This window comes from Pseudomonas aestiva, from assembly GCF_039908605.1.
Lineage (GTDB): Bacteria > Pseudomonadota > Gammaproteobacteria > Pseudomonadales > Pseudomonadaceae > Chryseomonas > Chryseomonas aestiva.
The window spans coordinates 4,650,562-4,662,670 of the sequence record NZ_CP150916.1; the positions used below are offsets into that span (position 1 = coordinate 4,650,562).

Sequence of the window (12,109 nt, forward strand, 5' to 3'; positions counted from 1 at the left end):
CTCTTGCCCACTGCCAACGCCGCCGCCGACCTGCCGCTGCCCGTGGAGCGCGAACTCAGCCCCCGGGCGCTGCTCACCGGGGCGCTACTGGGCATCCTGCTGACCCCGGCCAATGTCTATGCCGGCCTCAAGATCGGCTGGTCGTTCAACATGTCGATCATCGCCCTGCTGGTGAGCTACGGCCTCTGGCACCGTCTGGGTCGCCGCCTGCAGCAACCGGGCTGGACGCTGCACGAGAGCAACATCAACCAGACCGTGGCCTCGGCGGCGGCCAGCATCGTCTCCGGCGGTCTGGTCGCGCCCATCCCGGCCTACACCCTGCTGACCGGCCAGCAATTGCCGACCCTGCCGCTGATGGGCTGGGTGTTCGCGGTGAGCTTTCTCGGCATCTGGGTGGCCTGGTATCTGCGGCCCCTGCTGCTGGCCGATGCCAGCCTGAAATTCCCCGAGGGCCTGGCCACCCTGGAAGCGCTGCGCCAGGTCTATGCCAGCGGTGCCGAAGCCCTGAGCCGCCTGCGGGTGCTGCTGGGCGCCCTGGCCCTGTCGGCGGCGGTCAAGCTGGTGGACAGCTTCGCCTGGACGCTGCCACGGGTCGCGCCCTCGCTGGCCCTGGAACGCCTGACCTTTAGTTTCGATCCCTCGCTGCTGCTGCTCGGCTTCGGCGGCATCATCGGCCTGAGGGTAGGACTGTCGCTGCTGCTCGGCACCCTGCTGGCCTGGGGCGCGGTAGCGCCCTGGCTGCTGGCCAGCGGTATCGCCGCCTTGCCGGCCGGCGCCAGCGGTCCGCAATATGCCTTCCTGGTGCAATGGCTGCTCTGGCCCGGGGTAAGCCTGATGGTCAGTGCCACCCTGGCTGCGCTGGCCGTGCGGCTGATCACCCTGCCCCGCGCCGAACGCCGTCGCCAGGACTGGCGGCGGCCCCGCGTCTGGCCGCTGGCGCTGCTGCTGGTGGCGGCTCTGCTGGTGGTGGTGCTGCAGGTGCGGCTGTTCGGCATCGATCCCTGGCTAGCGCTGCTGGCCCTGCCCCTGGCGCTGTTTCTCGCCGCCATGGCCGCGCGGGTGGTCGGCGCCACCGGCATCCCGCCCATCGGTGCCATCGGCCAGCTGTCGCAGCTGACCTTCGGCCTGGCGGCCCCCGGGCAGGTCAACATCAACCTCATGGGCGCCAATACCGCCGGCGGCGCGGCGGGTCAGAGCACCGACCTGATGAACGACTTCAAGGTCGGCCAGGCCATCGGCGCCACCCCGGCCAAGCAGGTAGTCGCCCAGTGCCTGGGCATCGCCCTGGGGGCGGTGACCGGGGTGCTCACCTACCGCCTGCTGATTCCCGATCCCCAGGCACTGCTGCTCAGCGCCGCCTGGCCGGCACCGGCGGTGGCCCAGTGGAAGGCGGTGGCGGAGACCCTGACCCAGGGCCTGGGTGCCCTCGATGGCGCCATGCGCCTGGGCATCGTCCTGGGCGCCCTGGTCGGCTTGCTGCTGGGCCTGGCCGAAGCCCTGCTGCCCGACCGCCGCGCGCACTGGCTACCCAGCTCGGCGGCCCTGGGGCTGGCCTTCATCCTGCCGGCCTCGGTGGCGCTGATGATGACCCTGGGCGCCCTGCTCACCGCCCTGGTGCGCTGGCGAGCGCCGGGCCTGGCCGAGCGCTTCGCCCTGGCCGCCGCGGCCGGCCTCATCGCCGGGGAAAGTCTGGCCGGAGTCGGGGCGGCGTTCTGGCAAATGCTTGCCACCTGAACTGCGACAACGTGTCAACTGGACAATAATTTCCAGACGTAATGTCGCGAACCTTTCAATAACCTTTCAAACCCATGAAATTCGGGGGTTCCGGTCCGATTCAGCTTGCCAGCGCGCTTTTGCAACACATAAGGTTACAAATAGCGCGACCCACCCGCGAGAGGTCTGGGCGCCCTGCGCGAGCTGTCTCCTATAACAAACTCAATCCGAGCTAGCAGTCATGGCCACCACCTCGAAAGCCAAATCCGTCTTCCGCGTCGTCAGCGGAAACTTCCTCGAAATGTACGACTTCATGGTCTATGGCTTCTATGCCACGGCCATCGCCAAGACGTTCTTCCCCGGCGACAACGAACTCGCCTCCCTGATGCTGTCGCTGGCCACCTTCGGCGCCGGCTTCCTGATGCGCCCCCTGGGGGCCATCTTCCTCGGCGCCTACATCGACCGCCACGGGCGTCGCCACGGCCTGATCGTCACCCTGGCGCTGATGGCCCTAGGTACCCTGCTGATCGCCGTGGTACCGGGCTACGCCACCCTGGGCGTCGCCGCGCCGCTGCTGGTACTGCTCGGCCGCCTGCTGCAGGGCTTCTCCGCCGGCGTCGAACTGGGCGGCGTGTCCGTCTACCTGTCGGAAATCGCCACCCCCGGGCGCAAGGGTTTCTTCGTTTCCTGGCAGTCCGCCAGTCAGCAGGTCGCGGTGGTCTTCGCCGGCGTGCTGGGCGCTCTGCTGAACCATTGGCTGTCGCCCGCCGAAATGGGTGAGTGGGGCTGGCGCATTCCCTTCCTGATCGGCTGCCTGATCGTGCCCTTCCTGTTCATCATCCGTCGTTCCCTGGAAGAAAGCCCCGAGTTCGAGGCGCGCAAGCATCGGCCGACCTTCGGCGAGACCATGACCTCCATCGGCCAGAACTTCGGCGTGGTGCTGGCGGGCGTGGCCATGGTCTCCATGACCACCGCCTCCTTCTACCTGATCACTGCCTACACCCCGACCTTCGGCCGTCACGAGCTGCACCTGACCGATCTGGACAGCCTGATCGTCACGGCCTGCGTGGGCATCTCCAACTTCATCTGGCTGCCGGTGATGGGCGCCCTGAGCGATCGCGTCGGCCGTCGTCCGCTGCTGATCTTCGCCACCGTGCTGGCCATCCTCACCGCCTACCCGGCGATGATCTGGCTGACCCATGCCCCGGGCTTCTCGCGCCTGCTGATGGTCGAGCTGTGGCTGTCCTTCCTCTATGGCACCTACAACGGTGGCATGGTGGTGGCCCTGACCGAGGTGATGCCGGCCCATGTGCGCACCACCGGCTTCTCCCTGGCCTACAGCCTGGCCACCGCGACCTTCGGCGGTTTTACCCCGATGGTCTGCACCTGGCTGATCCAGGAGACCGGCAACAAGGCCGCCCCCGGCATGTGGCTGACCCTGGCCGCCGTGCTCGGCCTGGTCGCGACCCTGACCCTGTTCAAGGGCAACGCCCAGCCGCGCTTCAAGACCGTAACCGCCTGACAGGGCTGTCGCAGAGCGGCAGGCCCTGCCGCTCTCGCGCCCACCCAGGTCGCTCCGCGCATCGAACTGTCATGACCTTTTGCTATGGTCTAGACCAGATGACCGCATACCGCGGTCGCCGTGCCGGAGCCCGCCGATGCCCACCCTCCCCCGCCTTCTCGCCGGCCTGGCCGGCGGTCTGCTCAGCCTCACCGCTGCCGCCACCGAGCTGACCCACTGGCCGGCCGATGCCGCCCGCCAGCTCGACGCCCTTATCGCCGCCAATGCTAATAAGGGCAACTACGCGGTGTTCGACATGGACAACACCAGCTATCGCTACGACCTGGAAGAGGCCCTGCTGCCCTTCCTGGAGATGAAGGGCGTGCTGACCCGCGACACCCTGGATCCCTCGCTCAAGCTGATCCCCTTCAAGGACGTCGGTGGCCACAAGGAAAGCCTCAACAGCTACTACTACCGACTGTGCGAGGTCGACGACCTGGTCTGCTACCCCTGGGTCGCCCAGGTGTTCTCCGGCTTCACCCTGCAGCAGCTCAAGGACTACGTCGACGAGCTGATGGCCTACGGCAAGCCGATCCCCGCCACCTACTACGGCAAGGACGACAAGATCGAGACGGTGGAGATCAACCCGCCCAAGCCCTTCACCGGCCAGCAGGAGCTCTATCACAAGCTGATGGAGAACGGCATCGAGGTCTATGTGATCAGCGCCGCCCACGAGGAGCTGGTGCGCATGGTGGCCGCCGACCCGCGCTATGGCTATGGCGTGAAACCGGAAAACGTCATCGGCGTCACCACCCTGCTCAAGGACCCGGCCACCGGTGCCCTGACCACCGCCCGCAAGCAGATCGCCGAAGGCAAGTACGATCCCCAGGCCAACCTGAAGCTGCAGGTCACGCCGTATCTCTGGACTCCGGCCACCTGGTTCGCCGGCAAGTACGCAGCCATCCTCACCTATATAGATCCCTGGAAGAAACCCATCCTGGTCGGCGGCGACACCCCGGTCAGCGACGGCACCATGCTGTTCCAGGGCGTGGACGCCGCCAAGAACGGCATCCATCTGTGGATCGACCGCAAGTCCAAGTACCGCACCCAGATCGAGGCGATGATGAAGAGCAACGCCGAAGGCCAGGCCAAGGCCGGCGTGGCGGTGAACGCGGACCAGCACTGGGTGATCGTCAAACCCGAAGACATCCAGTAGGCCGGCGGCGATCGGGCGGGCTAGACTGGAGACTCCTTCTGCCCGCCCTGGAGCCCGCCATGGAACACCTGGTCCTGACCGTCATCGCCCCCGATCGCCCCGGTCTGGTGGAAGCCCTGGCCGACTGCGTGGCCGCCCAGGGCGGCAACTGGCTGGAGAGCCGCATGGCCCACCTGGCCGGCCAGTTCGCCGGCATCCTCTCGGTGGAAGTGGAGCCGGAATTGCGCAACGGCCTGGTGGAGACGTTGCAGCAGCTGGCCATTCCCGGCCTGCGCATCCTGGTCGGCGAACCCGGCCAGCCGGCTGCGGTGGGTGCGCCGCTGGTGCAGCTCGACCTGCTGGGCAACGACCGCGTCGGCATCGTCCGCGACATCACCCGGGCGCTGCATCAGGTAGGCGTCAACGTCGAGCGCCTGTCCACCGAGACCCGCCCGGCACCCATGAGCAGCGAGGCGCTGTTCCACGCCACCGCCCTGCTGGCGCTTCCGGCGGACCTCGAACTCGAGGCCCTGCAGGCCCACCTGGAAACCCTCACCGACGACCTGATGGTGGAGCTTAAGCTCTATCGGCACGGGCATGACTAGCGTTGCACAGACATCAGGGCGACGATCTATAAAGATCTATAAAGATCTATAAAGATCTATAATCGACTTTAATCGCCTTTAAATAGGGACTTGTCGATGTCTGAGCGCTTCTATCACCGCCACGCCATGGCCACTACCTATGCCGCCAAGATCATGGCAGACCCTCTGCATCCTGGTCTTTTTTTGGCGGCACCACGGCGCACCGGCAAGACCACCTTCATGCGTGAAGATCTGGCGCCGGCACTTCAGCTCGCAGGGGCCGAGGTGATCTACGTCGATCTCTGGTCGAATCGACAAGCTGATCCGGCTGAGTTGATCAACCAGGCGGTTCAGGTTGCCATCGAACGCAATCTTGGTCTGATCGCCAAGCTGACCAAGCAAAGTGGCGTGGTGAAACTCAAGGTGGGTGGGGTCGAGATAGATACCGGCAGCATCGGCAAAGCCAAGGGCGTCACCCTGGCCGCTGCGCTCGCCGCGCTTTCCGACAGCCTGGGCAAACCCATAGCCTTGATCATCGACGAAGCCCAGCATGCGGTAACCACAGCCGCCGGCAGCAATACGCTCTTCGCCCTCAAGGCTGCCCGCGACGAATTGAATGGCTCGCACCACCACGGCCTGAGACTCATCTGCACCGGCTCTAGCCGGGACAAGCTGGCCATGCTTAGAAACAGTCGCGACCAGGCTTTCTTCAATGCGCCCCTGGTCAACTTTCCCCATCTCGACAGAGGCTATGTGGACTGGTTCTGTGCGCAGTCCAAACTTGAATTCCCGCTGGATCCAGAAGTGGTCTGGAACAAGTTCGTCGCAGCGGGCTATCGCCCCGAGGCGCTGCAGGCAGCCCGTGAGGTGCTCGAGTACTCGATGATCGTCGATGCCACCGAGGGCAATGTCGCCTTCGCCCAGGCCGTCGACGAGCATGTGCGAGAAATGTCCGAGAGCGCCCTATCGGTGATTCGCAGCCTCACACCCATTCAGGCAGCGGTGTTGAAGGTCATGGCGATCCAGGGCAAGGATTACGCCCCTTTCGAATTGGCCACTCTCGGCAAATATGCCGAGATGCTGCAGTTGGCCGGCATGCCCGAAGCCCAGGCTCAGGAGGCAGCCTATGCGCAGAATGTGCAGCAGGCGTTGTCTGCCTTACAGGAGAAGGCCCTTATCTGGAAAGCTGAGCGCGGCGTCTATGCCATCGAAGAACAAGGACTGCCTGACCTCATGCGCAGTGCCAGCATGCTACCGACCGCCTTGGCGACCTGAAGCGATCAGCGAATTTAAGGATGATGGGCTTCAAGGCTCCCGCCCCTTCTCCAGTCGCCGCCGGATGCCCTCGGGGACATCGTCCGGCAGCGGCATCCGCCCATCCGCCGGCAGGGCTTCCAGACCGGCTTCGTCCAGCAGTACCAGCACTTCTTCCTTGAGACGACTCAGGGCAAAGGCCTGCCAGGCCTCGCGTACCGACGGGAAGAGGTCCAGTTCGTAGTCGAAGGTACGAATCGGCCGGCGGCTCTCCAGGGCGGCACGCAGGAGCGGCTGGGCGTGGGGATGGCGCAGCTGGTGCAGAAAGGCTTCGCGTAGCTCCAGGCGATGCTCCTGGGTCAGGCGCGGCAGCGGCAGGTAGCGTTCGGGATCTTCCAGTTCCTCGCGTTCTTCCAGACTAAGGTCGTCCGGATCGAGCAGGCGCAGGGCGCCGCTTGCAAGGTCGAGGAAGTGGGTGCCTCGCTCCCGGCTGTCGAGGGCGGCAGCCAGCAGATCGAGATCGAGGGTGAGGGGGCGCATGGCAGGACTCCGGCACAGGCGAACAGGAGCGGAGCTCTATCTCCGCTCCTGTTGCGACCCTAGCACCGGAGCTCGCGTTCAGCCCTTCCGCTGATAGGGAAAGAAGCGCCGCTCGCGCAGGTCGTGCTCGATCTGCTCCAGGCTCTTGCCCTTGGTCTCCGGCACCAGGCGCCAGATGAACAGCAGCGCCACCAGGGAAATCCCGGCATAGAGCCAGAAGGTGTGGGCGGCGCCCAGCTTGGTCACCAGGCTCAGGGTGGTGAGGGTCACCAGCAGGTCGAAGCCCCAGTGGCTGAAGGCACCGACGCTGGCACCCTTGCCGCGCACGAACAGCGGATAGACCTCGGCGTTGATCAGCCAGATGCAAACACCGAAACCGCCGCAGTTGAGCATCAGGTAGGCGGCCAGGCAGGCCACCACCGTCCAGCGCTCCACGTCGGTCTGGGGGCCGGCGCCCTGAAACAGGTAGCCCATGATCGCCAGGGCGACAATGGAGCCGGGAATCAGCGTCAGCAGATAGCGGCGGCGACCGATGCGATCCACCAGGAAGCTGCCGACCACGGTCATGATCACCACCAGGATGGTGCTGCAGCCGGTGGCCAGCACCGCGGTCTGGTCGGAGAAGCCGGCCTGGGTGAGGATGGTCGGTGCATAGTAGATCAGCGCATTGTTGCCGGTGATCTGCGAGAACATGGCGATGCCGGCGCCCACCAGCAGGGCCGGACGCACCCAGGGCGAGAACAGATCGCTCCAGTTGCCTTCCGGCGCGTTGCTCACGGTCTTGATCTCGGCCAGTTCGGCCTCGGCCGCGGCCTTGCCACCGCGGACCCGCTCCAGCACCGCCAGGGCGTCAGCCTCGCGGCCCTTGACCAGCAGCCAGCGCGGACTTTCCGGCAGCACCGTCATGCCCGCCAGCAGGATCAGCGCCGGCACCAGACCGAGGCCGAACATCCAGCGCCAGTGCTCGTCCAGGGCGAAGCCGGTGAAGTAGGCCACGGTGATGCCGAATACCACCATGAACTGGAACAGCACCACCAGCTTGCCGCGGTGCTCCGGCGGCGCTACCTCGGCGATGTACACCGGAATGATCTGGGTGGAGCTGCCGGCCGACAGGCCGAGCAGGAAGCGCGACAGGATCAGCAGGGTGACGTTGGGCGACAGTGCCGAAAGCACCGAGCCCAGGGCGAACACTAGGGCCACGCCGATGATGGTCTTGCGGCGGCCGAGGCGGTCGGAGATCGGGCCGGTACCGAGGCAGCCGAATAGGGCGCCAAAGATGATGGCGCCGGTCACCAGCTGCTTGACGGTGTCGTCCATGGCGAATTCGCGGCCGAGGCCGAGCAGGGCGACGCCGATGATGCCAGTGTCGTAGCCGAACAGCAGGCCGCCGAGGGCGGCGATCACGGCGATGAGCACGACCAGCCCCTTGCGCGGGGTGGCCGCCACGGGTGCGGCGAGCGAGGGTGATGAAGCGAGCATGGGGAAATCCTTTCTTGTTTTGCCAGGGCAAGGATCGCGGTGGCAACCCGATCCACCCGCGCAGGCGGGCCACGAGGGAGCATGGCCCAGAGAAAAGCGCGATGCGGCAGGCAGAGAAACGTTAGGTGAATCGTTTCACCTAATACTGCCAGTTGTAACAGGACTTGTGAAAAGCATCACGAAAGACGGATCAGATGTGGCCTAGCTGCCAATGGTCAATTCCTGGAAGCGCTGCTCGGGCAGCGCGGCGGCACCCTGGCCGGGGCGCAGCGCCTGGTCGCCCAGGCGCTCGACCAGAAAGTCGATGAACACCTTGAGCTTGGGCGGCAGGTGGCGGGTCGCCGGATAGAGCAGCCAGGCGCCGCCATGGTAGTGCGGCAGAAAGGACCACTCCGGCAGCACCTGGACGATCTCGCCTCGGGCCAGGGCCGCCTGGGCGGTGAACAGCGGCAGGCTGCCGATGCCGATGTGGTTGAGCACCGCGTCCAGGCGCACCCCGGTGTGGTTGGCGGCATAGCGCCCGCGCACATTGACGTGGACCACCTTGGCACCCTGGCGGAATTTCCAGCGTGAATCGGCCGGCTCTTCCGCCAGGTAGATGCAGCTGTGCCCGGCCAGATCGCGGGGATGGGTGGGCCGACCGTGCTCGGCCAGGTACTGCGGCGTGGCGCAGAGCAGGTGCTCGATGGTCAGCAACTGGCGGCCCACCAGTCCGGGCGGTGGCCGGTCGGTGATGCGGATGGCCAGGTCGACGTTCTCGTCGATCAGATCGACATAGCGGTCCTCCAGCAGCAACTGCACGTCCACCGCCGGGTAGCGCCGCAGGAAGTCGGCCATGTGCGGATGGATCACCGTGCTGCCCACCGCCTTGGGCACCGACAGCCGGACGATGCCGGCCGGCGCCTGGTTGAACTGGCCACTGACCTCCAGCACCGCCCGCGCGGCGCCGACCATGTCGCTGCAGCGCCGAAAGACCTCCTCCCCCGCCTCCGACAGCCGCAGCTTGCGCGTACTGCGATTGAGCAAGCGGGTGCCCAGGGCCTTCTCCAGGCGCGCCACGCTGCGACTGGTGGAAGACGGGGTCAGACCGAGCTGACGGGCCGCCGCAGAGAAGCTGCCGCTCTCCACCACCCGCACGAAAATGGCCATCTCGCTGAGCAGCGGCAGGGGAAGATTTATGCTCACAGCGCAAAATTCCTTTGGAGAGAGGGTGGATTATCACCCTTGCGTGCGCTCTTTAGAATGAGGATGTTTCTCGTTTTCTAGGTAGTAGACGTATGACCGAGCGCCTGTATTTTCTGAGCGACAGCCTGATCGCCGAGGTCGAGGTCCACGCCTGTAGCGCCGCCGAGGACGGTTACGTCGTCGAATTGCTGGCCACGCCCTTCCATCCCCAGGGCGGTGGGCAGCCCAGCGACACCGGCTGGATCGGTACCGCCGAGGTGACCCGGGTGGTCCAGGACGGCGACCGCATCCTGCACCACACCACCCGCCCCCTGGCGCCCGGCCGCGTGCTGGCCCGGGTCGACGCAGACCGACGCCAGCTGCATTCGCGGCTGCATTCGGCCGGGCATCTGCTCGGTCACATCGGCGAGACCCATGGCTGGAAGCCGGTCAAGGCCCATCACTGGCCGGGCGAAGGCCGCATCGAATTCATTCCGGGCGAGGATACCTGCGCCCTGGACGTCGAATCCCTGCAGGCGCACTTCGACGCTCTGGTGGAGGACGACCTGCCGCTGCACGTCGAGGTGCAGGCCGATGGCCAGCGCCAGGTGCGCTTTGGCGAGGACGTGGCGCGCTATGCCTGCGGCGGGACCCATGTGCGTTCCCTGCGCGCGGTCGGCCCCCTGAGCGCCCTGGGCGTCAAGGAAAAGAAGGGACGCCTGCTGGTGAGCTACGACATGGCTGGCGCCTGATCAACCGCTCACCTCACCCGCAGAAAGGAAGCGCCATGCTGCTCGAACTCGACGCTCTCGACACCGAGAGCCTGCTCCGCCTCACCGAAGAACGCCTGCTGGCGGTACGGGTGCGCCGCTTCGTGCCGCGCCCGCTGGCCGACGACCTCGGCCAGCAGATCCTCGGCAACGGCTTCGCCACCTACACCAATGCCCCCAGCATCGGCCGCATCGGCATGGCCTTCTACGAGGCAGAACACCAGCGCGCGCAGATGGACGACTACTTCGCCAGTGTCGCCAGCAACCTGGAAGAATTGCGCCGGCGCTGCCGCCCCTATCTCAACCCCATCGACCTGGTGCGCTGCACCCTCGACGAGGTCTGGCCCGCCGGCGCCCGCCTGCAGACCCTCTGGGGTCGCAAGATGTACGTCGGCCTGTCGCGGGTGGTGAAGCCTGGGGTGCGCTTTCTCGCCCACCACGACATCTTCGCCAAGGACGCGCCGGGCAGCGAGGAAGCCGAAAGCCTGGTCACCCAGCTGGCCTGCAACGTCTACCTGACCATGCCCAGCCTGGGTGGCGAACTGCAGCTCTGGTCACGCGAGCTGTCGCCGGCGGCCTTCGACGCCTTGCGCGGCGACAGCTACGGCATCGAGCCCGACCGGCTCGGCCCGCCCTGCCTGACCATCCGCCCCGAACCGGGCGACCTGATTATCTTCAATTCCCGCCGCATGCACGCCGTGACGCCCGGCAACGACCAGCCACGGCTGTCGCTGTCGTGCTTCGTGGGCTATCGCGGGGCGGCCGAACCCCTCACGTACTGGAGCTGACATGTCCCCCTACCTGAGCGAATTCCTCGCCCTGGCGACCATCCACTTCCTCGCCGTGCTGGCGCCCGGTCCGGATTTCGCCGTGACCGTGCGGCAGAGCGTGAGATACGGGCGCCTGATCGGCCTGTGCACCGCCCTGGGCATCGGCGCCGGGATCTCGGTCCACGTGCTCTACACCCTGCTCGGCATCGGCGCCCTGATGCACGCCACGCCCTGGCTGCTGGGGGTCGCCAAGGTGGTCGGCGGCGCCTACATCCTCTGGCTGGGCTTCAACCTGATCCGCAGCAAGCCCACCGCCGCGCCGCTGGACGATAGCCAGTGGCAGCAGGACGACTTACAGCGGCAGTCGCCCGGCAAGGCCTTCCTCACCGGCTTCCTGACCAACGCCACCAATCCCAAGGCAACCCTGTTCTTCCTGGCCATCTTCACCACCGTGGTCAGCGGCAGCACGCCGCTGACCGTCCAGGGCCTCTATGGCCTGTGGATGTGCGCGGTCAACGCCGGCTGGTTCGCCCTGGTCAGCCTGCTGTTTTCCAGTCCACGCGTTCGCCAGACCTTCCTGCGCCTGGGCCACTGGTTCGAGAGAACCATGGGCCTGGTGCTGGTTTTCTTCGCCGGTCGACTGCTGTTGTCGGCGCTTTGACGTCAGTCCATTCGTATTGGAGGTCCTCCATGCCCTACGTCCACCGCGCTCCCGCCGGTATTCCCACGGAAAAATTCGTCGTCCGCCTGCCCGACGGGATGCGTGAACGCATCGCCGCCGTGGCCCGCTCCCATCGGCACAGCATGAACACCGAGATCGTCGCCTGGCTGGAACGCAGCCTGGTACAGGACGGCGTGCTGGAACAGCAACATGTCGAAGCGGACGACGAGCTGCTCAATGCCAGCGAGCAACTGCTGCTGCAGCGCTTTCGCCAGCTCAACGAGCGTCAGCAGAATGCGCTGATCTCGGTGCTGGAGCTGGAGTTGCCCGTTCCCATGCACAGCCGCGAAACCGCCTGAAGCCATCCGGCACCACCGCGGACGGCGCCCGCCGTCGGCGGCGGGGCCGCGATCCAGGCGGCCCTGACGTGCGGCTTTCAAGTATCGATCGGGACGGCCGATGAAGGGGGTCTTCGTAC

12 protein-coding genes are annotated in these 12,109 nt (G+C 66.2%); 9 read left to right on the top strand and 3 right to left on the bottom strand.

Going from position 1 to position 12,109, the window contains the following annotated elements; genetic code table 11:
• Positions 1 to 3: 3 nt before the first annotated feature.
• The 5 genes from AABM56_RS21580 to AABM56_RS21600 all read left to right on the top strand — a co-directional run bounded on the left by AABM56_RS21580 (position 4) and on the right by AABM56_RS21600 (position 6,268).
• Entirely contained in the window at positions 4 to 1,734 is a 1,731-nt protein-coding gene (locus tag AABM56_RS21580) for an OPT family oligopeptide transporter (protein WP_347883689.1), read from the top strand.
• A 220-nt stretch (positions 1,735 to 1,954) separates the two neighbouring features.
• Positions 1,955 to 3,235: an MFS transporter gene (locus tag AABM56_RS21585; RefSeq protein ID WP_133862022.1), complete on the top strand. Its 1,281-nt coding sequence runs from the start codon at positions 1,955 to 1,957 to the stop codon at positions 3,233 to 3,235.
• Between the two features lie 136 nt (positions 3,236 to 3,371).
• Positions 3,372 to 4,430, top strand: a complete 1,059-nt coding sequence (locus AABM56_RS21590) for a haloacid dehalogenase-like hydrolase (RefSeq protein ID WP_263259324.1) — start codon at positions 3,372 to 3,374, stop codon at positions 4,428 to 4,430.
• Between the two features lie 59 nt (positions 4,431 to 4,489).
• Positions 4,490 to 5,014: a glycine cleavage system protein R gene (locus AABM56_RS21595; protein ID WP_133862024.1), complete on the top strand. Its 525-nt coding sequence runs from the start codon at positions 4,490 to 4,492 to the stop codon at positions 5,012 to 5,014.
• A gap of 96 nt (positions 5,015 to 5,110) precedes the next feature.
• Positions 5,111 to 6,268, top strand: a complete 1,158-nt coding sequence (locus AABM56_RS21600) for an ATP-binding protein (RefSeq protein ID WP_133862025.1) — start codon at positions 5,111 to 5,113, stop codon at positions 6,266 to 6,268.
• A gap of 30 nt (positions 6,269 to 6,298) precedes the next feature.
• Here AABM56_RS21600 and AABM56_RS21605 read toward each other — a convergent pair whose 3' ends face one another.
• From AABM56_RS21605 to AABM56_RS21615, 3 genes are all read right to left on the bottom strand, one after another.
• Complete coding sequence (locus AABM56_RS21605; RefSeq protein WP_133862026.1) at positions 6,299 to 6,787, bottom strand: UPF0158 family protein; 489 nt, start codon at positions 6,785 to 6,787, stop codon at positions 6,299 to 6,301.
• Between the two features lie 78 nt (positions 6,788 to 6,865).
• Positions 6,866 to 8,266, bottom strand: a complete 1,401-nt coding sequence (locus AABM56_RS21610) for a sugar porter family MFS transporter (RefSeq protein ID WP_133862027.1) — start codon at positions 8,264 to 8,266, stop codon at positions 6,866 to 6,868.
• 201 nt (positions 8,267 to 8,467) lie between these two features.
• The gene (locus AABM56_RS21615; RefSeq protein WP_133862028.1) at positions 8,468 to 9,451 is read right to left on the bottom strand and encodes a LysR family transcriptional regulator; all 984 of its coding nucleotides are present in this window, start codon (positions 9,449 to 9,451) and stop codon (positions 8,468 to 8,470) included.
• 92 nt (positions 9,452 to 9,543) lie between these two features.
• Between AABM56_RS21615 and AABM56_RS21620 the strand changes: the two genes are divergently transcribed.
• The 4 genes from AABM56_RS21620 to AABM56_RS21635 are packed head-to-tail and all read left to right on the top strand — an operon-like array spanning position 9,544 to position 11,990.
• The gene (locus AABM56_RS21620; RefSeq protein WP_347883690.1) at positions 9,544 to 10,182 is read left to right on the top strand and encodes an alanyl-tRNA editing protein; all 639 of its coding nucleotides are present in this window, start codon (positions 9,544 to 9,546) and stop codon (positions 10,180 to 10,182) included.
• Between the two features lie 35 nt (positions 10,183 to 10,217).
• Positions 10,218 to 10,988 carry a 2OG-Fe(II) oxygenase gene (locus tag AABM56_RS21625; RefSeq protein ID WP_347883691.1) on the top strand — a complete coding sequence of 257 codons (771 nt, stop codon included), beginning with the start codon at positions 10,218 to 10,220 and terminating at the stop codon, positions 10,986 to 10,988.
• 1 nt (position 10,989) lies between these two features.
• Positions 10,990 to 11,631 carry a LysE family translocator gene (locus tag AABM56_RS21630; RefSeq protein ID WP_133862031.1) on the top strand — a complete coding sequence of 214 codons (642 nt, stop codon included), beginning with the start codon at positions 10,990 to 10,992 and terminating at the stop codon, positions 11,629 to 11,631.
• A 29-nt stretch (positions 11,632 to 11,660) separates the two neighbouring features.
• Positions 11,661 to 11,990: an Arc family DNA-binding protein gene (locus tag AABM56_RS21635; protein WP_133862032.1), complete on the top strand. Its 330-nt coding sequence runs from the start codon at positions 11,661 to 11,663 to the stop codon at positions 11,988 to 11,990.
• Positions 11,991 to 12,109: the final 119 nt, after the last annotated feature.